This window comes from Deinococcus sp., from assembly GCF_018260555.1.
Taxonomy (GTDB): domain Bacteria; phylum Deinococcota; class Deinococci; order Deinococcales; family Deinococcaceae; genus Deinococcus.
Genome location: NZ_JAGLBB010000037.1, coordinates 1 through 21,485, shown reverse-complemented (window position 1 = coordinate 21,485; position 21,485 = coordinate 1). Strand labels below are relative to the sequence as shown.

22 protein-coding genes are annotated in these 21,485 nt (G+C 67.1%); 17 read left to right on the top strand and 5 right to left on the bottom strand.

Going from position 1 to position 21,485, the window contains the following annotated elements; genetic code table 11:
* Positions 1–391: 391 nt before the first annotated feature.
* From QZ271_RS08655 to rplQ, 14 genes are all read left to right on the top strand, one after another.
* Complete coding sequence (locus tag QZ271_RS08655) at positions 392–985, top strand: adenylate kinase (RefSeq protein WP_291430542.1); 594 nt, start codon at positions 392–394, stop codon at positions 983–985.
* Positions 986–1,368: 383 nt separating this feature from the next.
* Positions 1,369–2,700 carry an SWIM zinc finger family protein gene (locus QZ271_RS08650; protein ID WP_291430540.1) on the top strand — a complete coding sequence of 444 codons (1,332 nt, stop codon included), beginning with the start codon at positions 1,369–1,371 and terminating at the stop codon, positions 2,698–2,700.
* Positions 2,697–3,602 (top strand): hypothetical protein, encoded by a 906-nt coding sequence (locus QZ271_RS08645; RefSeq protein ID WP_291430538.1) that lies wholly within the window; start codon positions 2,697–2,699, stop codon positions 3,600–3,602. The genes QZ271_RS08650 and QZ271_RS08645 overlap by 4 nt, the downstream gene beginning before the upstream one ends.
* The gene (locus tag QZ271_RS08640) at positions 3,599–4,372 is read left to right on the top strand and encodes a hypothetical protein (protein ID WP_291430537.1); all 774 of its coding nucleotides are present in this window, start codon (positions 3,599–3,601) and stop codon (positions 4,370–4,372) included. The genes QZ271_RS08645 and QZ271_RS08640 overlap by 4 nt, the downstream gene beginning before the upstream one ends.
* Positions 4,359–5,450 (top strand): AAA family ATPase, encoded by a 1,092-nt coding sequence (locus QZ271_RS08635; protein ID WP_291430535.1) that lies wholly within the window; start codon positions 4,359–4,361, stop codon positions 5,448–5,450. Before QZ271_RS08640 ends, QZ271_RS08635 begins: the two co-directional genes overlap by 14 nt.
* Before the next feature lie 32 nt (positions 5,451–5,482).
* The gene (locus QZ271_RS08630) at positions 5,483–7,663 is read left to right on the top strand and encodes a DUF5682 family protein (RefSeq protein WP_291430533.1); all 2,181 of its coding nucleotides are present in this window, start codon (positions 5,483–5,485) and stop codon (positions 7,661–7,663) included.
* Positions 7,660–8,847: a VWA domain-containing protein gene (locus tag QZ271_RS08625; RefSeq protein ID WP_291430531.1), complete on the top strand. Its 1,188-nt coding sequence runs from the start codon at positions 7,660–7,662 to the stop codon at positions 8,845–8,847. The genes QZ271_RS08630 and QZ271_RS08625 overlap by 4 nt, the downstream gene beginning before the upstream one ends.
* Before the next feature lie 432 nt (positions 8,848–9,279).
* On the top strand, positions 9,280–9,522 hold the full coding sequence (infA, locus tag QZ271_RS08620) for a translation initiation factor IF-1 (RefSeq protein WP_019012076.1): 243 nt from the start codon (positions 9,280–9,282) through the stop codon (positions 9,520–9,522).
* A 115-nt stretch (positions 9,523–9,637) separates the two neighbouring features.
* The gene (gene rpmJ / locus QZ271_RS08615; protein WP_019012075.1) at positions 9,638–9,751 is read left to right on the top strand and encodes a 50S ribosomal protein L36; all 114 of its coding nucleotides are present in this window, start codon (positions 9,638–9,640) and stop codon (positions 9,749–9,751) included.
* A 2-nt stretch (positions 9,752–9,753) separates the two neighbouring features.
* Entirely contained in the window at positions 9,754–10,134 is a 381-nt protein-coding gene (gene rpsM / locus QZ271_RS08610) for a 30S ribosomal protein S13 (RefSeq protein WP_189065911.1), read from the top strand.
* Between the two features lie 3 nt (positions 10,135–10,137).
* Positions 10,138–10,533 carry a 30S ribosomal protein S11 gene (rpsK, locus tag QZ271_RS08605; RefSeq protein ID WP_046843186.1) on the top strand — a complete coding sequence of 132 codons (396 nt, stop codon included), beginning with the start codon at positions 10,138–10,140 and terminating at the stop codon, positions 10,531–10,533.
* A 149-nt stretch (positions 10,534–10,682) separates the two neighbouring features.
* Positions 10,683–11,303: a 30S ribosomal protein S4 gene (gene rpsD, locus QZ271_RS08600; protein WP_273989217.1), complete on the top strand. Its 621-nt coding sequence runs from the start codon at positions 10,683–10,685 to the stop codon at positions 11,301–11,303.
* A gap of 14 nt (positions 11,304–11,317) precedes the next feature.
* A complete protein-coding gene (locus QZ271_RS08595; protein ID WP_291430515.1) occupies positions 11,318–12,319 on the top strand; it encodes a DNA-directed RNA polymerase subunit alpha in 1,002 nt (333 codons plus the stop codon).
* Positions 12,320–12,346: 27 nt separating this feature from the next.
* Positions 12,347–12,697, top strand: coding sequence for a 50S ribosomal protein L17 (gene rplQ, locus QZ271_RS08590; RefSeq protein WP_273989215.1), 351 nt, complete (start codon positions 12,347–12,349; stop codon positions 12,695–12,697).
* Positions 12,698–12,897: 200 nt separating this feature from the next.
* Here the strand turns inward: rplQ and QZ271_RS08585 are convergent, their stop codons facing one another.
* From QZ271_RS08585 to QZ271_RS08570, 4 genes are all read right to left on the bottom strand, one after another.
* Positions 12,898–14,019 (bottom strand): AI-2E family transporter, encoded by a 1,122-nt coding sequence (locus tag QZ271_RS08585; RefSeq protein WP_291430586.1) that lies wholly within the window; start codon positions 14,017–14,019, stop codon positions 12,898–12,900.
* A 261-nt stretch (positions 14,020–14,280) separates the two neighbouring features.
* Entirely contained in the window at positions 14,281–15,348 is a 1,068-nt protein-coding gene (locus QZ271_RS08580; RefSeq protein ID WP_291430513.1) for a helix-turn-helix domain-containing protein, read from the bottom strand.
* A 54-nt stretch (positions 15,349–15,402) separates the two neighbouring features.
* Complete coding sequence (locus QZ271_RS08575; RefSeq protein WP_291430511.1) at positions 15,403–16,317, bottom strand: ABC transporter permease; 915 nt, start codon at positions 16,315–16,317, stop codon at positions 15,403–15,405.
* Positions 16,317–18,293, bottom strand: coding sequence for an ABC transporter permease (locus QZ271_RS08570; protein ID WP_291430508.1), 1,977 nt, complete (start codon positions 18,291–18,293; stop codon positions 16,317–16,319). Before QZ271_RS08570 ends, QZ271_RS08575 begins: the two co-directional genes overlap by 1 nt.
* Positions 18,294–18,578: 285 nt before the next feature.
* On the opposite strand from QZ271_RS08570, the gene ndk reads away from it, so the two are divergent.
* Together ndk and QZ271_RS08560 are read left to right on the top strand one after the other, a co-directional pair.
* Complete coding sequence (ndk, locus tag QZ271_RS08565; RefSeq protein WP_291430507.1) at positions 18,579–18,995, top strand: nucleoside-diphosphate kinase; 417 nt, start codon at positions 18,579–18,581, stop codon at positions 18,993–18,995.
* A 318-nt stretch (positions 18,996–19,313) separates the two neighbouring features.
* Positions 19,314–20,384, top strand: coding sequence for a GGDEF domain-containing protein (locus QZ271_RS08560; RefSeq protein WP_291430505.1), 1,071 nt, complete (start codon positions 19,314–19,316; stop codon positions 20,382–20,384).
* 27 nt (positions 20,385–20,411) lie between these two features.
* Here the strand turns inward: QZ271_RS08560 and QZ271_RS08555 are convergent, their stop codons facing one another.
* On the bottom strand, positions 20,412–20,951 hold the full coding sequence (locus QZ271_RS08555) for a hypothetical protein (protein WP_291430503.1): 540 nt from the start codon (positions 20,949–20,951) through the stop codon (positions 20,412–20,414).
* 77 nt (positions 20,952–21,028) lie between these two features.
* On the opposite strand from QZ271_RS08555, the gene QZ271_RS08550 reads away from it, so the two are divergent.
* Positions 21,029–21,361 carry a hypothetical protein gene (locus QZ271_RS08550; protein ID WP_291430501.1) on the top strand — a complete coding sequence of 111 codons (333 nt, stop codon included), beginning with the start codon at positions 21,029–21,031 and terminating at the stop codon, positions 21,359–21,361.
* Positions 21,362–21,485 lie beyond the last annotated feature (124 nt).

Genomic DNA, 21,485 nt, shown 5'->3' with positions numbered 1-21,485 from the left:
GTATGGAGCCACAGGCGGTGTCTTCCCGACTGTGGCGGAATGGAGCGGAATCCGTCTGATACGGCTTCTGGTGGAATGGTGGGTAACAACCGTTCCATTCGAGCGGACGCGGGGGAGAGCAGAGCGGATTCCGGGCGTGGAGATGGTCATCTGGTGCCCTTCCAGGTGGTCGGTGAAACAGACGGAATCCGTATGACTCTCACGGCTTTTTCCGGAAACCGCCTGCGCAGATGGCAGGCGGTTTTTTCATGCGTGCCCCAGCTGCCGCACCCTTCGCCGGGGGTAACCACTACGCCAGACTCGTTACCTGCCGGGGTACAGTCCCGGACTGAGCAGGGCCGCCCCCCGAAGTGCCAGAGCCGATATGCTGGGAGTCTAACGGAGGGAAAGTGTGAGTGGACAGAAGAACAACGTCGTGATCTTCCTCGGGCCTCCCGGCGCAGGGAAAGGAACCCAGGCGGAACGGCTGGCGCACGACCGGAGCCTCGTGAAGATCAGCACCGGGGACATCCTGCGCGATCACGTGAAACGTGACACTGAACTGGGCCGGCAGGTGAAGCCCATTCTGGACGCCGGGAAACTGGTTCCGGACGAGATTCTGATCGCGCTGATCCGCGACCGTCTGGCCGATATGGAAAGCGTGCGCGTGATCTTCGACGGATTTCCCCGCACGATTGCTCAGGCCCAGGGTCTGGACGTGCTGCTGGAGGAACTGGGTGCGCCCGTGAATGCCGTGCCTCTGCTGGAAGTGCCGGATGAGGCGCTGGTGTCGCGGATCGTGGAGCGGGGCCGGCAGGCGGCCGAGCGTGGCGAGCCCGTGCGCGGCGACGACACCGAGGAGGTGGCGCGCCACCGTCAGCAGGTGTACCGCGAGCAGACGCAGCCGCTGATCGATTACTATTCCGCGCGCGGGCATCTGTTCCGCGTGGATGGTGTGGGCGGCATGGACGAGGTCTATGACCGGATCGTGGCTGGCCTGAAGTAAGGGTCCCAGGGGGGGGCCGGGGGTGACGTGCCGCAGTGCGGTCGCTTCCGGCCTTTGCCGTTGGTGGCTCTGCCTCCGGCGGTGACTGGTGATACGGATTCCGATTGATTCGGTGCAGTTCTGAATCAATCCGAGCGGACGCGAGGAGGAACACCATACGGGTTTCGCGGTATGGAGCCGCAGGCGGCACTTTTCCGACTTTGGCGCAGTGGAGCGGAATCCGTATGAGCTGTGGCGGTAGAGTTGTGGCTGTGGAGCAGGGGTAGGCTGAACCGCCGCAGAAGCGCTTGCCTGCCCAGGGTAAATACAGTACGCTACGTCAGTAGCGTAATATATCCCTGGACTTCTGGCCCTGCTGTCTTCCAGGCCCGAAAGGAACATCCATGACCCCCGCTGCAACACCGCTCACCCCCGATACCGTCCTGTCCCTGGCCCCCGACCCCGCCAGCGCCCAGGCTGGCCGTAAACTCGCCACGCCCGGCAAATGGCAGAACCTGAACGCCCCGCCGGGCAGCCTGTGGGGCGAGTGCCAGGGCAGCGGCCAGACTCCCTACCTGACCGGCGTGGACCTGAGCGGCCCGGCCTTCAAGTGCTCATGCCCCAGCCGAAAGTTCCCCTGCAAGCACGCCCTGGCCCTGCTCCTGCTGCACGCCACGCACACCGACCAGTTCGGATCGGCCACGCCGCCTGGAGCCCTCCAGAGCTGGCTGGACGGCCGGGCTGCGCGGGCGGCAGCTGAACGCCCAGCCGCAGACGACAACCCGGCTGCTCCCGCTGCTCAGGCCGCGCCCGACCCGGCCGCGCAGGCCAGGCGCCGCGCCGCCCGCGACAGGAAAGTCACCGCAGGCCTGGACGCCCTTCAGACCTTCCTGAAAGACCTGATCCGTGACGGGCTGGCGCACGCCCCCGCCCGCCCGTACAGCGACTGGGACACCCAGGCCGCCCGTCTCGTGGACGCTCAGGCCCCCGGCGCGGCGCGGTTGATCCGGCAGATTCCCGGTCACCTGTCAGACCCCGCTGCGCTGCTGGCGCACCTGTCCCGCCTGTACCTGCTGACCGAGGCCTGGTCCGCCCAGACCACCCTGAACCCAGACGAGCAGACAGACCTGCGCGCCGCACTGGGATTCCCCATCGACCAGGCCGCCGTGCTGGACAGAGGCGGCATCCGCGCGCACTGGCAGGTCATGGGTCAGAGTCTGACCCAAGAGGACATGATCAGCACCCGGCGCACCTGGCTGGTCAGCGGTGACCATACCGCCGTGCTGCTCGACTTCGCGGCGCAGGGTCGGCCGTTTCCGCCCGCACTGCCAGTCGGCGGGGCAGTGCAGGCCGAAATCTGTTACGTGCCGGGCACGTATCCGCAACGCGCCCTGCTGCGCGGCGAGGCGACCACCGCGCCCGCGCAGCCGGTCGAACCTGGCGTCACGCTGGACGCCCTGCTCGACCGGCACGGCGCGGCCCTTGCCCTGAACCCCTGGCTGGAACGCACCGCGCACCTGACCGGCCCCCTTCAGCTGGTGCCCGGCGACCCCTGGTACGCGCAGGACGGCACAGGCCGCCTTCCCCTGGCAGGCAGCGAGCGCGGCCTGCACACCCTGCTCGCCCTGAGCGGCGGTGAACCCCTGACGGTGTACGCCGAGTGGGGCGAAGCCCTGACGCCCCTGAGCGTTCAGAGTGGCGGCGCGCTCCTGCCCCTGCGATTGGAGAACACATGAACGACCATGACGCACTCCTGGCCCTGGCCCTGGTCGGCACCACGCGCGGCGCCCTGCCCACCCCCGGCCCCGACCCTCTGGCGCAGGCGGCCGCTCGGATCACGCGCCCGGACGCCGAGGGCACCCTGCTGGCCCGCGCCGCCCTGTACCGCCTGAGCGGCAGCGCCCAGAACGCCCGGAACGCCGCGCGCTTCGCCGCACTCGTGAGCCTCGGCAAACCTGGCCTGCCCGGCCGCCCGAACGGGCAGGGATCCAGCGCCCTGACCCCACCCAGTGGCCCCGACGAGCACGCCATCCGCGACGGCCTACCCGACCCGACTGGCAAGGACCGGCTGAGCGCCACCGCTCTGCTGGAGCACCTGCTGGAACACACGCACCCCGACGCCCTGCTGGGCGCACTGAACATCCCACCCGCCACGCTTGTGGACCTCGCCCGGCAACACGACCACCTGCCCGCGCTGGCAGAAAACACGGTCATCACTGAACACACCAAGCTGGCCGCCGCCCTCCTGCACGACCTGCCCACCCACCCCTTCCTGCTTCAGATCGGGCCGCCCGAAGCGCTGGCCGCCGCGCAGGCGCAGGCACTTCAAGACCGCGACCCGGAACGCCTGCTGGCCCTGTTCGGTCCGCACCCCGGCCCCTGGCCCCCAGAACCCAGCGCCGCCCTCCTGACCGCCCTGCGCGACACCATCGGGGCCGCCCACTCCGCCGCCACCTGGGGCTACCGCTGGGCACAACTCGCAGAACTGGCCGCCACGCACGCCCACCCCTACACCCCCCGCCCCGACCCGCTCCCCGCCGACGCCACCGACTACGCCCACCGCACCCTGAACGAATTGTTAGGCACCCTGGACCTGAGACGGCAGATGTGGAACGACTTCGGGAAGGAGAGAGGATGACGGTGGATAAAGCGCTGAAGCGGGAAGCGCGAAAACAAGGCACTTCTGCCGTAAGGCTGCTGCAACTGGCCGCGCTGGGGCCGGAACTAACCCGGGAAGTAGCGAGAGGGCAACATAGCCCACCCCACCTATTGCAGGCGCTTGCTTCTCACCCTGACACTCTTACTGTTGAGGCTGTAGCCAGCAATCCACATACACCGCCTCAAACACTGGAAGACTTGTCCCTAAAAAACACAGCACTCGCCAAAAAAGTTGCTCATAACAAATCCACTCCAGAGGCGACACTGGAGCGCCTTGGAAAGAGTCAGAGCGATCAAATTAGAGAGGCGGTCTCTTTCAATCCGTCCACACCGCTTCATGTCCTTCTGATGTTGCGTGATGATCCGAACCCGGCGGTCAGTAGACCTCCTGCGAAAGTGAGTTTTCAGCCGCCTCGCCTCTCCGCTGTTGTCGTCTGGGAAGAGGAATACCCGCGCATGTTCAGGAGTCGGAGGGACTTTCGCAGGAGGTCTAGTGATCATTTACTGCTTCGCAACATGGGCCTCCTGGACCTTTATGGCAAGGCGCAAGATGTTCCCGCTGAAAAGCTTGTAAGGGCCATGGCCCTCACCGACCTGATTCCGGCACAAGCCGCTGGCCGACTCTCCGAATGTTCCGACCCGGATATACAGTTCGGCTTGCTTAAAAACATCGATAAAGTTGCCCTTTCCGTCCGGCAAGAAATTAAACAGCGCCTACTCAGTAAGGAGCCCACCCATGACCACCCCTGATTCCACTGTCCTCCGTCAACACGCCGAGCAGGCCTACGCACACGAGCTTTCAGCGCTTGAACGCCACGATGACCGGCCCCGCCCCCCTCGCTGGAACCTCTCGCCGCACGCTGTGCTGACGTACCTGATGGGCGGCACACTGAAAGACGGCACCGAGATTACCCCCAAGTACGTCGGGGAGCGCCGCCTGATGGAGATTGCCGTCGCCACCCTCGCCACGGACCGCGCCCTGCTGCTGATCGGCGTGCCCGGCACCGCCAAGAGCTGGGTCAGCGAACACCTGGCCGCCGCGATCAGCGGCACCAGCACCCTGCTCGTGCAGGGCACCGCCGGCACCAGCGAGGAAAGCGTGCGCTACGGCTGGAACTACGCCCGCCTGCTTGCAGAGGGGCCCAGCGAGGCCGCCCTGGTCGAGAGTCCCATCGTGCGCGCCATGCGCACCGGCAAGATCGCCCGCCTGGAGGAACTGACGCGCGTGCAGAGCGACGTGCAGGACACCCTCATCACCATCCTGAGCGAGAAGACGCTGCCCATCCCGGAACTGAACGCCGAGGTGCAGGCCGTGCAGGGCTTCAACCTGATCGCCACCGCGAACAACCGCGACAAGGGCGTGAACGACCTGAGCAGCGCCCTGAAACGCCGCTTCAACACTGTCATTTTGCCCGTCCCCGACAGCCTCGATGACGAGGTGCGGATCGTGACCAGCCGCGTCGCGCAACTCGCCACGAACCTGCACATCCCCGCCCAGCCGCCCGCGCTGGAGGAAGTCCGCCGGATCGTCACCGTGTTCCGCGAACTGCGCGCCGGGGCCACCGAGGACGGCAAGACCAAACTCAAGAGCCCCAGCGGCAGCCTCAGCACCGCCGAAGCGATCAGCGTCGTTAACCACGGCCTCAGCCTGGCCGCGCACTTCGGCAACGGTCACCTGAGCGCCCATGACGTTGCCGCCAGCCTCGTCGGTGCCGTCATCAAAGACCCCGTACAGGACGCCGTCATCTGGCGCGAGTACCTGGAAACCGTCGCCAAGAAACGCGACGACTGGAAGGACTTCTACAAGGCGTGCCGGGCGGTGAGCTGAGGCGTGGGCAGGCGACCGGACAGGAGACGTCGTTGATCTCCATTTTCCCTATCCGTCATCACGGCCCCGGCAGTGCCCGATCGCTGGAGCACGCTCTGTCGCAACTCCAGCCCGATACGGTGCTGGTCGAGGGGCCATCCGATGCGGATTCCGTCCTGCCGTTCCTGGCGCGGGGGGACATGAAGCCGCCCGTGGCGTTGCTGGGCTACGTGAACGACGATCCTGCCAGAGCGTCGTTCTGGCCGTTCGCGGCGTTCAGTCCGGAGTTCGTGGCACTGCGCTGGGCGGCGCAGGCGGGGGCGGCGGCGCGGTTCATGGATCTTGCGGCGGCGGTGACGCTGGCGGGCGAACGCGGGGACGACGAGACGGATGATCTGCACAGCGATCCGTTGCGGGTGCTGGCAGAGGCGGCGGGGTACGCGGATTTCGAGCGGTGGTGGGAGACGCTGGTCGAGGCGCGCGGTGACGATTTTGACGTATTCGAGGCCGTGAACGAGGCGATGCGTGCGGTGCGCGCGGACGCTCCTGCCCCGGCAGGTCGGGAGGCGGCGCGTGAGGCCTGCATGCGGCAGGCGATCCGCGCGGCCGTGCAGGGTGGGGCGCAGCGGGTGGCGGTGGTGTGCGGGGCGTGGCACGCGCCGGCGCTGGACGTGAACGCCTTCAAGGCGAAAGACGACGCGGCGCTCCTGAAGGGCCTGCCCAAAGCGAAGGTCACGCTGACTTGGGTGCCGTGGACGCACGGCCGCCTGAGCATGGGCAGCGGGTACGGGGCGGGCGTGCGCTCGCCGGGGTACTACCATCACCTGTTCACGACGCGGCGGGACGTGACCGAACGCTGGTTTGCGCGGGCGGCGCGGCTGCTCCGCCAGGAGCGGCTGGAGGCGAGCAGCGCGTCCGTGATCGAGGCGACGCGGCTGGCGAACACCCTGGCGGCCCTGCGGGGCCGGGCGCTTCCGGGCCTGGACGAGTTGAACGAGGCGGCCCTGAGCGTGTTCGGGTGGGACAGTGACCTGCCCCTGCGGCTGATCGAGCGGCAACTGGTGGTGGGCGAGGCGCTGGGAAGGGTGCCCCAGGGCGTGCCGACCGTGCCGCTGGCGCAGGATCTGACCCGCCTTCAGAAGAGCCTGCGGTTGAAGGTGCAGCCCGAGCAGTCCGAGCTGACCCTGGACCTGCGCACCGACAGCGATCTGGCGCGCAGCGTGTTGTTTCACCGCCTGAACCTGCTGGGCGTGCCGTGGGCGCAGGAGCGGTCCGTGGGCGGGCGCGGGACCTTCAAGGAGGCGTGGGCGCTGGCCTGGAAACCGGAGTTCAGTGTGCGCCTGGTCGAGGCCAGCCGCTCCGGGCAGACGGTCCTCGACGCGGCGACGGCGGTGGCGACCGAGGCGGCCCGGAATGCAGGCACGCTCGCGGAACTGACGACCCTGCTCGAGGCCGTGCGCTACGCCGACCTACAGGGCGCGCTGCCGGTGGCGCTGACGGCCCTGGACGCGCGGGCGGCGGGCAACGCGGACGTGGGTGACCTGCTGGGCGCCCTGCCGCCCCTGGCGCGGCTGGCGCGCTACGGGGACGTGCGTGGACGAGGGGACGGGTCGAATGTGCTGGCAGGAGCGACCTTCCGCACGCTGCTGACGCGGGCGGGCGTGGGCCTGCCGCTGGCCGGGGTGGGCCTCGCAGACGACGCGGCGGCCACCTTGCGCGGGTCCGTGCAGGGCGCAGACGCGGCCGTGCGCCTGCTGGGCGACCCGGACGCACTGACCGGATGGCAGGCGGCCCTGAACCGACTTGCCGACCGGGACGACACGCACCCGCTGCTCAGTGGGGACGCGGTGCGCCGCCTGCGGGACGCGTCCGTGCTGGACAGCGCGGAGGTCGAGCGGCGGCTGGGGCTGGCGCTGAGCAGCGGCGTGCCGCTGGAGGTCACGGCGTGGCTGGACGGTTTCCTGGGCGACAGCGGCGCGCTCCTCATTCACGATCCGGATCTGCTGGCCCTGCTGGACGACTGGCTGACCGGCCTGGACGCGCCCGCGTTTCAGGAGACGCTGCCGCTCCTGCGCCGGGTATTCTCCCGTTTCGAGAAACCTGAGCGCCGCGCCATCGGTGAGACGCTACGCGGCACAATGGCGCCGGGGCGCGGCGTCCGGCGCGAGGTGGACGCGGAGCGGGCGCTGCGGGCCGTGCCCGTAGTCCTGAAACTGCTGGGGGTGAACGCATGACGGATAACACGGAACGCCTGCGCCGCTGGCGGCTGGTGCTGGGCGGGGGAGACGCGGACGGACTGGCCAGCGGGCCGGGCGAGGGCATCCCGGTCAGCTTGAGTGCCCTGGACCGCCGGATGGACGACGCCCTGTCCGGCCTGTACGACGCGCAGGACGGTTCCCGTAAAGCTGGCCTGGGCTCCAGCGCCCCACGGGTCGCGCGCTGGCTGGCGGACCTGCGCGAGTTCTTCCCGGTGGACGTGGTGCGCGTCTTGCAGGGTGACGCCATCGAACGCCTGGGCCTTCAGCAACTGCTGTTCGAGCCAGAAACGCTGGACAGTGTAGAGCCGGACGTGAATCTCGTGGGCACTCTCCTGACCCTCAAGGGCGTGATGCCGCAGAGGGCCAAGGACGCGGCCCGCGCCGTGGTGCGCCGTGTGGTGGACGACCTGACGCGGCGGCTGGAGGAACCCACCCGCGCCGCCGTGACCGGCAGCCTGAACCGCGCGCAGCGCAACTTCCGTCCCCGCCCGGCCGAGATCGACTGGGACCGCACCATCCGCGCGAACCTCAAGACCTACCAGCCAGAAAAGCACACCATCATTCCCGAGCGGCTAGTCGGTATGGGCCGCCGGCGCCGCAGCCTGCGCGACATTGTCCTGTGCCTCGACCAGTCGGGCAGCATGGCCAGCAGCGTCGTGTACGCGGGCGTGTTCGGCGCGGTCCTGGCCAGCCTGCCGGCGGTCAGTACGCGGGTCGTGGTGTTCGACACCGAGGTCGTGGACCTCTCGGACCACCTGGACGACCCGGTGGACGTTCTGTACGGCATTCAGCTGGGCGGCGGCACGGACATCAACCGGGCGCTCGCGTACTGCCAGGGGGTCATCCAGAAGCCCGAGCAGACCATCCTGGTGCTGATCAGCGACCTGTACGAGGGCGGTAACGAGCGCGAGATGCTGGCCCGCGCCCGCGCCCTGAAGGGCAGCGGCGTGAATGTCATCGCCCTGCTGGCCCTGTCGGACGACGGCGCGCCCGGCTACGATCACGGCGTTGCCCGCGCGTTTGCGGGCATGGGCATCCCGGCCTTCGCCTGCACACCCGACCACTTTCCGGGCCTGATGGCCGCCGCCATCCGTGGGGACGACGTGAGCACCTGGGCGGGCGAACAGGGACTGGTCGTGCGCGGGGGCGGCGCAGGCTGAGCGCATGTCTGGCCTCCGGTTGAACGCCTGCCGAGACCATCCGAACCGGGCGAAGGTCAGTAGTCCGGATTCCGCTCCATCCTGCCACAGTCGGAAAAGCGCCGCCTGCGGCTGCACACCGCGGAATCTGTCTGCTGTTCCTACTCGTGTCCGCTCGGATTGATTCAGAACTGCACCGAATCAATCGGAATCTGTATAGGAGCAAGGCAGCTTCCGGGGTGCCAGCGCAACAGTCGGCCGTGCCGTGGAGGTGGCAGGGCGCACACCGCAGCTCGGCATGTCCTGTATAACCGAACGTTCCTGCCGGATGCAGGGCGCTCTGACCTGCCACCGGCAGGCATCAGCCCAGGAGCGCTTGCCGATCCGGCAGAAGGCGTGATACCTTTACGTTTGGCTTGTATCAAGCCTGGAGGTTGCGTGGCAAGACGAAAAATGCCGGAACAGCGGGAAAAGCGTAAGAAGGAAGAGTCCGATACCGTGCGGGCAGAGGGCGTCGTGGAGGAAGCACTTCCGAATACGACGTTCCGAGTGAAGCTCGATACAGGACACGATCTCCTGGCTTACATCAGCGGCAAGATGCGCATCCACTACATCCGCATCCTGCCCGGTGACCGTGTGGTTCTGGAAATCAGTCCGTACGACACGTCGCGCGGACGGATCGTCTACCGCAAGTAACCCAGGGCCGAAGTACCCACAGATTCCCCACCTGCCAGAGGTGGGAGGGGGGTCGAGCGCTGCCAGTCAGCCACCCATGATGGGGTGCGCGGGCGCGGCGGCGCGAGGAGGAAGCATGAAAGTTCGTAGCAGTGTCAAAAAGATGTGCGACAACTGCAAGGTGATCCGCCGCCACGGGCGCGTTCTGGTCATCTGCACCAACGTCAAGCACAAGCAGAGGCAGGGTTAAGCATGGCACGTATTGCTGGCGTTGACCTGCCCCGCGAAAAGCGCGTCGAAATCGCGCTCACCTACATCTACGGCATTGGCCTGACCCGCTCCAAGGAAATCCTGGCGACCACCGGTATCAACCCGGACACCCGCGTCAAGACCCTCAGCGAAGCGGAGCAGAGCACCCTGCGTGAAGCCATCGAGAAGACCTACAAGGTCGAAGGTGACCTCCGCAACGAAGTCGGTCAGAACATCAAGCGTCTGATGGACATCGGTGCCTACCGTGGCCTGCGTCACCGCCGCGGCCTGCCCGTGCGCGGCCAGCGCACCAAGACGAACGCCCGTACCCGCAAGGGGCCGCGCAAGACCGTCGCCGGTAAGAAGAAAGCGACGAGGAAGTAAGCCATGGCGAAGAGTACCAAAGGCAAGACCCCGCGCCGCGCCCGGCGCAACATCAGCGCTGGCCGCGCGTACGTGCACGCCAGCTACAACAACACCATCGTCACCATCACTGACCTCGACGGCAACTCTGTTGCCTGGAGCAGTGGCGGCACGATCGGCTACAAAGGCAGCAAGAAGGGCACGCCCTACGCTGCCCAGCTGGCCGCCGCCGACGCGGTGAAAAAAGCGCAGCAGACCTTCGGCATGAACATCGTCGACGTGATCGTGCGCGGCAGCGGCTCCGGCCGCGAGCAGGCCATCCGCGCCATCCAGGCCAGCGGGATCGAAGTGAAGTCCATCATGGATGACACCCCCGTCCCCCACAACGGCTGCCGCCCCAAGAAGAAGTTCCGCGCCTAAAGCGCACACGCGCGCGCCCACCTGCCCCGCTTCCACCGCTTCCCTCAACGGGAGCGTAAGCCTCACCACAGGCAATGGAAGCGGGCAACAGAGGGCCGCAGACCCGGCTGCACCCCGCCAATGGAGTGCGCCGCAAGGAGAATGAAGACATGGGTCGTTTCCGTGGTTCCATCACCAAACAGAGCCGCCGCGAAGGCATCAACCTCGCGGAGACTGAAAAAGTCCAGAAGTACCTGGACCGCCGTCCCTACGCGCCCGGCCAGCACGGCCAGCGCCGTGGCCGTGGTCGCCCCAGCGACTACAGCGTCCGACTGCGTGAAAAGCAGAAACTGGCGCGCCTGTACGGCATGGGCGAGAAACAGTTCCGTAACCTCTTCGAGGAAGCGGCCAACGTTCCCGGCGTGACCGGCACCGTGTTCCTGCAACTGCTCGAACGCCGCCTGGACAACGTCGTCTTCCGCATGGGTTTTGCCAGCACCCGCCGGCAGGCCCGTCAGTTCGTCGGCCACGGTCACATCATGGTCAACGGCAAGAAGGTCGACATCGCCAGCTACCGCGTCAAGATCGGTGACGAGATCACCGTTTCCGAACTCGGCCGTAAGATCGGCTTTATTCAGGAGAACATGGAAGCGCAGAAGCGCCGCCGCGTGAGCCCCTGGGTCGAACTGGACGCCGAGAACTTCAAGGGCACCTTCTCCCGCCTCCCCGCGCGTGAAGACCTGGCCCTGCCGATCAACGAGAACTTCATCATCGAGTACTACTCGCGCTAAATCAGGAGGCCCCAGTGGATCAAAAGCGCCCTCAACTCAAGGCCCGCGTGGACGGCGATTACGGCGAGTTCGTCCTGGAACCGCTCACGCGCGGTTACGGCGTCACCATCGGGAACCCCATCCGGCGCATCCTGATGTCCTCGATCCCCGGCACGGCTGTCACCAGCGTGTACATCGAGGACGTCCTGCACGAGTTCTCCACGATTCCTGGCGTTAAGGAAGACGTGATTCAGATGATCCTGAACCTCAAGGAGCTCGTCGTGAAATTCCACGCGGGCGGCCCCAAGACCCTCACCCTGCGTGCGCAGGGCGAAGGTGTCGTGCGGGCCAGCGCCTTCGAGGTCCCCAGCGACGCTGAAATCGTCAACCCTGACCTGGTGATTGCCAACCTCGCAGAGGACGGCAAACTGGTCATGGAAGTGCGCGTCGAGGAAGGCGAAGGGTACGTTCCCGCCGACAAGCACGCCACCAAGGACCGCATCAACTCGATCCCGGTGGACGCCGTGTTCTCCCCCGTCCGGCGCGTGGCCTACCACGTGGAAAACACCCGCGTCGGCCAGCAGACCGACCTGGACCGCCTGATCCTGCGCGTCTGGACCGACGGTAGCGTCGGACCCCAGGAGACGCTGGACAAGGCCGTGGAAATCCTCCGTGACGAACTCACAGTGTTCGGTAACGTCGAGGCCCTTCCGGCCGTGACGCCCGAGTACCAGCAGCCCGCCTACACGCCCACCCCCGCAGCGCCCAACGTGTACGACCTGCCCCCCCAGACCTCCTCGCTGAACCTGAACCCGGGCGATTACCCCGCCGAGACGGAGTCACCCCGCGTGACCCTCGAAGGTCTGGGGCTCACCACCCGCGTGCTGCACTCCCTCAAGGAAGAAGGCATCGACAGCGTGGACGCCCTGTGCGCCCTCTCCGACCGCGACCTGAAAAAAGTCCCCGGTATCGGCGAGCGCAGCCTGGACGAAATCAAGCAGCAACTCGCCCAGTTCGGCCTCGCCCTGCGCGACTGAGCCGACTGACCCCAAAGGAGACACACCATGCGTCACGGTAAATCCGGTCGCAAGCTCAACCGCAACAGCAGTAGCCGCACCGCCCTGGCCCGCGCCCAGGCGACGGCACTGCTGCGTGAAGGTCGCATCCAGACGACCCTCACCAAGGCCAAGGAGCTTCGCCCCTACGTTGAGAAACTGATCACCACCGCCAAGGGCGGCGACCTGCACGCCCGCCGTCTGGTCGCCCGCGACATCCACGACAACGACGTTCTGCGTAAAGTCATGGATGAAGTGGCCCCCAAGTACGCCGAGCGTCCCGGTGGCTACACCCGCATTCTGCGCGTTGGCACCCGCCGCGGTGACGGCGTCACCATGGCTCTGATCGAACTCGTCTGATCGACGGACGGTCCGAACGAAACCCCGCCCCGGTGGCGGGGTTTTGTGTTGCCGCTCCAGCCTGCCCGGCTACGGAAATGGGCCCGGCTTCTACAAACCGGTGGCCCGCTCGGTTGGACCGGAGAGTCGGTGCGGACAGCAGTAGGGGACCAGGACATGCATCTGCGGTCATCCAGACCTTTCCAGAGGCCTTCGTCTCTCTAGGGACCTTCGGTGTAGATGCGGCTGGTGTAGTAGTACCGATGCATCAGCAGTTTTCCCAGTGCCACGGTCGGCACGGCCAGCAGGGCTCCCACGAAGCCCAGCAGACTGACGCCCACCAGAATGGCCAGCAGCACGGTGACCGGGTGCAGGTCGGTTGTCTTGGACAGAATGTAGGGGCTCAGGAAGTTTCCCTCGATCTGGTTAGCCAGCACGAAGATGCCCACCACTGCGGCGATTTTCAGCAGCGCGCCGGGAAGGGTCAGCGCCAGCAGGATGGCCGGAAGCGCCCCTATGATCGGCCCCAGGTACGGCACGATGTTAAACGCGCCCGCCAGGAACCCGATGGCCGCTGCGCTGGGAATACCGATGCCCAGGAGCCCCAGCCACACGAACACGCCGATGAACGTGGCGATCACGAGTTGCCCGCGCGCGTACCCGCCGACCGCTGTGCCGATCAGATGACTCAACTCCAGCACGCGCGGCTGCCAGGGTCGCGGGAACAGGCCTACCAGGCTGGCGTTCACGCGGTTGTAATCGAGCATCAGGTAGACGCTCAGCAGCAGAATCAGCAGGATCTGGCCCACCACGCCGCCAATGGACAGCAGGCCGCTGAGGAGTGAACCGGTGGAACTCAGGCCCCGTTGCAGGATCGGCATGAGGTTGTCCCCGAGGTTCTGCACGTAGTTCTGTGCCGCTTCGATCAATTGCGCGCGCGTGTTGTCCAGACCCGGCACGCCCAGCTTCGTCAGCAAGCGGATGATCCGGTCTACCGTGTCACCTAGCGTACCGATCTGCTCCGGGAGTTTCTGCAGGAGCGTCACAAGTTGCGCGGAAACCGTCGCCAGCAGAACGCCCGCCAGACCCAGCAGGGCCAGAAAGACCAGCACCACGAAGAACACGCCCAGGCCGCGTTTGACCCGCCCGCGTTCCAGCCAGTTCAGCAGCGGATTGGCCAGGTAGGCGATCAGAAAGGCGACGGCGAAATCGACCAGCACCGAGTGGATCTGCCCACTCAGGACGTACATCAGGTAGGCGACCGTCAGGAAGACGATCAGGCGCACCCACGGGCTCCGCCAGGCGTACTGGAAAGCGTTGGGTGATGAGGGCGCCGGTGGCAGGGGAGAGGAAGTCACAGTCCTCACAATCTACGCTATGCGCCGGTCATGGGAGCGGGGAGCTCATCGCCTGCTCATTTACTCGGACGGCTCACGCGAACTGCTATCCATACCGTTCACAGGCTGGAATCAAGGCGGGGTGCCAGCTCAGCGCCCGGAGTCCGTCTCATACGGACGGCGCTCGATACCTTCAATCCGTCTGTTGTTCCCATTCACATCCGCGCGAATCGATTCAGGGCTGCACCGAATCAACCGGAGTCGGGCTCAGAACTGGCGGGTCACGACCTGCCCGGGCTGACCGAGGCTGGTAGCGGCCGCGCCGTTCACGCTGACGTTCACGACCCCGGCGTTCCCGGTGCGGATCGTCACGCCCGCCGGGAAGCCCTTGACGCTTCCGGCGGGCGGGGTGCCCTCGAACAGCACGCGGCCTGAGCGGTCGGTCACGCGGGTCCAGGCGGCGCCAGTGAAGGTGACGTTGACCGCCTGGGCTGGCGGGGAAGCCGCCGGTTTCGCCGCTGCGGCGGGAGGAGTGGTGGTGGGCTGCTTGGTGGCGTCGGTTGCAGGGCTGGCAGCCGCTTTCGCGGCGGCTCGCGCGGCTGCCTGATCGGCAGCCTGTTTAGCCGCGAGGTCCGTCAGGGTGCTGCTGGCTGGGTTCAGTTGGGCACGCAGGTTGCGGCTGCGGCTCAGGTCCACCGTCTGCTTCAGCGGGGCGCGGCCCGTGAACTCCACGCGCAGTAGCGCGTTCGTGCGGGCGTTGACCGGGAAGGACTTGACAGGCGTGACTCCCAGGTCGCGGTTATCCAGGTACACCTGCGCGCCACTGGGGACGCTGCTGACGCTCAGGCGCACGGTCACCACCGGGGCGGGGGTCGGCTCGGCTACCGGTACTGCCGGGGTCACACTGGTCGGGGCGGGTTTCAGGAACGAGCTGTACGCGTAGTACCCACCGGCTCCGAACACGATCAGGGCGGTCACAGCCGCTGTCAAGATCGCCGGATTGCCGGTCCCCCTACGGGTAGAGCCGCTGCCCCCGGCAGTCGCGGCCGAACCGGGACCGGGGGCGCCCTTGACCGCCGGGCCGCGCAGGGTCTGCGAGGCGTCGGCCGGGACGCTCCGGTCGAATTCAGCCAGGAGCGGGGCCGGGTCAAGGTTCAGTTCCCGCGCGTACCGTTGCAGGTACGAGCGGGCAAAGGTTCGTTCTGGCAGGAGACTGGTGTTGCCGTCCTCCAGGGCCTTCAGGTAATCCCCGCGAATCTTGGTTCGCAGGGCCACGTCCTGCGTGGTGAGCCCCTGGATTTCACGGGCCTGTTTCAGGTCGGTGCCAAAGCTCATACCCGTTACCCTACACGTTTCCGGGCGGCGGCGTGACGTGCGGTCAGCACGGCTTCAGCCTCCATACGGGGTTCCCAGGGCCTTGGGCGCGCGGCTGCGGCCCGTGAAGATGAGCGCGAGGATGGTAATCAGGTACGGCAGTGCCTGCATCAGCGTGGGTGGCAGGATGTCATTTCCGCCCAGCACGATGCTCAGGGCCTGAAGGAGACCGAACAGCAGGGTCGCGGCCAGCACGCCCAGCGGTTTCCACTGTCCAAAGATCAGCGCGGCCAGCGCAATGAAGCCACCACCGGCACTGATGTTGCGCACGTACGAGTCGAGGTTGCCGATACTCAGGAACACCCCGGCCGTTCCGGCCAGCACACCCGAGAGAATCACGGCGCTGTAACGCATGCGGCTCACGTTCACGCCCATGCTGGCGGCCGCGCCCGGTTGCTCACCCGTGGCGCGCAGGCGCAACCCGAACGGCGTGCGGTACATCACGTACCACGTGACGGCCACCGCCAGGAACGCGAAGTAGACGGGCGGCGAGAAACGCAGTTCTGCCACGCCCCACAGCGGCAGGGCCCGCTCGACCTTGGGGCTCTCGTTCGACACGCCGTACAGCGCGGTCAGCAGCACGGCAGGCACGCCGCTGGCGAGCAGGTTAATCGCCGTGCCACTGATCACCTGATTGGCGCGGTACTTGATGCTCAGGACCGCGTGAATCCAGGCAATCAGACCGCCGACCAGCATCCCGAACAGCCAGCCCGCCCAGGGAGCGGCGGCGCCCAGCGAGGGTTCCAGCAGTTTCGTGCTGACCGCACCGGCCAGCGCACCGAAGATGATCAGGCCGTCCAGCGCAATGTTCACTACGCCGCTGCGCTCACTGAACAGGCCGCCCAGCGCGGTCAGCAGCAGCGGCACCGTGCTGCGAATAAAGGTGGCCAGGAAGGCCGTGGTCAGAAGTTGATCGAACACACCGTCCATTACTTGTCACCTTCCCGTTTGATCTGTTCACTGCTCTGGCCCACGTTCGGCAGCGGCGTGCTGCGTTCCAGGTGGGCGGCTGACGAGTCCAGGCTGGCCTGCTCGGGCTTGCCGGTTCGGTCGGTTTCCGCGACCAGTGGAGGGGGCGGGGGGTCGGTCACGCGCCGACTCAGGAAGCCGCCGGCCGCGATGAACAGCACGATCAGGGCCTTGAGGATCGTCACGATGTCGTTACTGACCTTGTCGAGTTTCTGCTGCACGTTGATGCTGCCCGTATCGATGGTGCCGAACAGCACGCTCGACGCCACCACGCCGGCCGGGGTGCTCTGACCCATCAGCGCGACCGCAATTCCGTCGAAGCCCACGTTGACCGGGGTGTTCAGGGTCAGGCGGTACTCGTTGAGTGCTCCGCCGTTCACGTAGTGCGTGCCGGCCAGACCCGCGAACGCCCCGGCAATCGTCATGGCCAGGATGGTCCCGCGCGCCACGCTGATCCCGCCGTACTCGGCGGCGCGCGGGGACAGACCCACGGCGCGTAGGGCGTACCCGGTCGCCGTGCGCCACATGAGCGTGCCGAACAGTGCCACGCAGGCCAGGGCGATCAGGAACGATCCATTCAGGCGGCTGCCGGTCACGTCGACCGGAATGCCGATTCGCCACGTCACGGCGGCCAGCACGGCGGCGGCGACCCCGGCGATCAGGGCTCCGTACTTCCGGCCCCGCAGCAGCAGGCGACCCGCGAAGAACACCACGGCCGCGACCAGCAGACCGATACTCACCGTCCTCTGCCCACTGCCGCCCACGTTCAGCAGGTCCAGCAGGGGCGGCAGGCGCGACCCCTCCTGGAGCAGTTCGCTCTGCGGGTTCGAACCTTGCGCCTTGAACGGCTGGGTGTACGTGCGGCCCAGAAACGGGAAAGACTCGCTGCCGATCATGAAGACGAAAATCGACGACGCGACGTAGTTCAGCATGATCGTGTTGATGACCTCACTGGACCCGAAACGCGCCTTGAGCAGGCCCGGAATGGCCCCCCACAGCGCGCCCCCGGCCGCAGCGGCCAGTACCGACAGGGGCAGCAGGCCCCAGCCCAGGCCGGACGGTCCGTACACGCCGACCAGCATCGCGCCGATGGCCCCCATGGTCAGCTGGCCCGGCGCGCCGATGTTAAACAGACCCGTGCGGAACGCGAACGCCACGCTCAGGCCCGTGAAGATCAGGGGCGTGGCGATCTTCAGACTGTCCAGCAGCGGTCCGAAGGCCGTGACCGGTGCGAACAGCGTGGAGTACACGAAGTATACCAGGTCCGCTTTTGCCATCCAGCCGTTCCAGAAGGTCAGGGGCAGGCCGCTCTCGTTGACGGCAGGCTGCACAATCAGCACCACGACCGCCCCGACCAGCACGGCCAGCCCGATGGCGGCCGCCGGCACCAGCAGGCCGCGCAGACGGTTGAGCGCAGCCCACGCGCGACTGAACTGGCTGAGGCCCGCACCGGCCGCGATCAATCCCGCCAGGGCCGGAAGAAACAGGCCCAGGTTCATCCCGCCGCTGCTGTAGAAGTTCCGCAACTGCCGCTTGGCACCCGGACGCAGCGCCGTGTCGGCCGAGATGCGGTTGATCTCGTCGTTCAGGGCGCCGCCCAGCGTGAACACGGCCGCCACGGCCAGCGCGAAGGCCAGCAGGCCCGTGAGCCAGAACCAGCGCTGCCGGGTTACGGCCCCGGCCACCGTGGCGACCAGCGAGGCGAGCGTGGCCCACGCAAGGGCCAGCACGGCGGCGGTGGGGTGTACAGGAGCGTCCTGACTGGACGACAGGTTCATGACGGAACCACTGATGTGCAGCAGAATGGCGTCGGCGCTGAATCCGCGGCCCAGGGTGGCCAGCGGAGCGAGCAGCATCCCGGCAATCGCCACCGCACAGGCGATCAGCGCGATCCGGGCCGCGTCCCCGGAGGGGCGTGAGTGAGAAACGTGGGTCACCGGACCATTGTACGTGGTTCAGGCAACTTCACGACTCAGACGACTTGACGAGTCAGACAACTTCACCGCACGGGCGCTCCCAGTGTGGGGGAGCGTGACGGAGAAATGGCGGTCGCACCTGTGGACCGGCGCCACCAACAGGGCCACCAAGTCACGAAGCCACCAAGTCACGAAGCCACCACATCACCACCGCCCCAGGCGTGTGCCCACCCCGCTGCACACGCCTGGGGCGGCCGGGCCGCGCGCCCCACAGGACTGGCGCCGCCTGCTATGCTCCGGGGCAGTATGGAACGCACTTTTGCCATGATCAAACCCGACGGCGTCCGCCGTGGCCTGACGTCTGAAATTCTTGCCCGCATCCAGCGCAAGGGCTACCGCGTGGTGGGCCTCAAGCAGATGGTCATCACCCGCGAGACCGCCGAGGCGCACTACGGCGAGCACAGCGAGCGCCCCTTCTTCGGTGAGCTGGTGGACTTCATCACGGGCGGACCCGTGGTCGCCATTGCCCTTGAAGGCGAGAACGCCATCGCCGGCTGGCGCAGCATGATGGGCGCCACGAACCCCGCAAGCGCCGCGCCCGGCACCATCCGCGCCGACTTTGCCACCACCATGGGCGAGAACGTCACGCACGGCAGCGACAGCAGCGAGAGCGCCGCGCGCGAACTGGGCCTGTTCTTTGCGCAGGGTGAACTGCTCGACTGACACGGCCGCTGATACGGGTTCCGATTGATTCGGTATACTTCCGAATCCATCCGAGCGGAGGCGAGGAGGAAGGGCAGACGCCCCTTCGGGGTATAAAGCCGCAGGCGGTGTCTTCCCGACTATGGCGCAGTGGCGCGCAGTCCGTATGACATGACCGGCCGGGACCCCGCTGTATCATCAGGCTATACCCGGCCCGTTTTCCCCTGTTTCCCGGCCCGCTTCCCCTCCGCCTTTGCCGTCCCACCTTTCCTCTGCGTTGCCACCGGGCCGACTGGACTCCACTGCCCATGAGTGACCCCGCATGACTGGAACCGACGCATGACGCCCCGCTCCACCCCCGCCCAGGCCGCTCCCCCCACGACCACGGTGACGCAACGACTGCACCGCAGCCGCATCGTCGCCGTGTACATCGCCAGTTTCTCATACGTGCTGTACGCCGTGCTGACCACCATGATCGACCCGCCGCCTGCCGGGTTCCCGGTCGGCTATCAGACTCCGAAGTACTGGGCACTGCTGGTCTCGCTGACCAGCATGCTGGCCACGCTGATCTTCCCTCATCGCGTGCAGGTCATCTACGCCGTCACCAGCGTCGGGTACCTGATCGTGTCCACCAGTGAGATTCCGCACGCCATCCGCTGGGGCGAGATGCCCATGCACCTGACACTGTGGCTGATGCTGAACGTCATCGTATCGTATCTGGTGTTCGGGTCGCGGTACGGCACGGCCGTGAACATTCTCAGCGTGGCCGTCATCCTGATGACCGTCCTGCTGAACGGCCCTATCGACCCGGCCAACATGGTCGACTGGGCCACCGCCAGTATCGCCATCGGCACGGCGGGCCTGCTGGCCTACACCCTGACCGACTTTATCGAGAAGAACCTCGATCAGCACCATATGGACAGCGAACGCCTGCGCGCCGCCCGCCTGGACGCCCTGACCGAGGTGTACGGACGCGGCGCGATCGAGGAGGAATTCGAGCGGGCGCTGGAGGCCGCGCGCCGCAGGGGCATGCCCCTGAGTGTCATCCTGACCGACATCGACCACTTTAAACGCGTGAACGACGAACATGGTCACGTGGCCGGTGACGACGTACTGCGTGCCTTCGGCAAACGCCTGCGCCGCAGTGTCAGCGGTGAAGGCGGCCTGGTCGGACGGTGGGGGGGTGAGGAATTCATCGTGCTGCTGCCCGGCGTGGCCCGAACCGACGCGCACGCCATCGCAGAGCGCCTGCGCGGCGAGATCAGCTCGGAACCCGTGGCGGGTCTGACCATCACTGCCAGTTTCGGCGTGTCCAGCCAGCGGACCTCCGACACGACCACCGCCATGTTCAACCGCGCCGACAGCGCCCTGTACCACGCTAAACGCTCGGGCCGCAACGCCGTGCGCTGACCTGCCCCGCGCGTTGAACCCTGGCCCTCAGGGCTGCGCGAACGCCTCCAGCAGCGCCGGTTCCACCTGCGTGGCGTACGACCGGGTCAGGATTTTCAGGTCACTGCGGCGCGTGATGATCACGGTGTCCCGCAGGCGCGAGGCGGCCGCCGGACGCAGGCCCGGTCCCTGCGCGGTCTTCACGGCCGTGGCGTCCGGTCCGGCCAGGTCCCGCGCCGTGAAGCCCGGACCCTGGAGTTCCAGCATCCAGGTCATGGGGCGGGCGTCGCTGTCGTACTGGATCGTGACGCGCCGCGCGTCGAACGGCACCTTCTTCTGCCAGACGGCGCGGCGCAGCCCGCCCGGCACGCGCGCCTTGTCCTGCGACTGCGCGTCGAACGACCCGCTTGCCGTGAACAACACGCGCGCCACCAGATCCTCGCCGCCCACGCCCTGGCTGCCCGCGCTGCTCCCGGCCTGTTCGCCCGGTTTGCAGGCCACCAGCAGTGTCAATGCCAGCAGCGCGGGCAGCAGCGGCGTGCGGGCCGCGATTCGGGAAGCAGGCTGGCGGCAGGCAGGCTCGTTCATACGACTGAAGCTACACCTGTTGGCGCGGGGCATCTGCCCGCCCCGCCAGTTCCGCGCACCCGGTATGGTGGCCGGGTATGGCCCCACATCAGGTGTTGCTGCTGCTGACCGGCGCGCTGCTGGCCGCCCTGCTGGGCCTGGGCCTGTCCCTGCAACGCCGCTGGTGGGCGGGCGTGGGCCGCGCACCCCATCACATCCTGTTCTTCCTGGTCTGCGCGGGCGTGACCATCAGCGTGGGGCTGGCGTGGCGGGCGGGCGCCGCCGCCTGGGCGCTGCTGCCCGCCCTGACCCTGCTGCTGGGCATGCCCCGCACCCGGCCCGGCCGCGCCGATCACTGGCAGCGGGCGCTGGCCTGCGCCGCCGCGTTCCTGACCGGCACGTTGATCGCCTGGGGCGTACCGGGCCGCTGAGACCGGGTAGGCTGGAGGATCTGCCGGACGGACTCCGATTGATTCGCTGCAGGTAACTGCTCAGCAGGGTAAATTGCTCAGAATCTGAATTCAGCCCTATAAATTGCTAAGAAGCTGCTTTCAA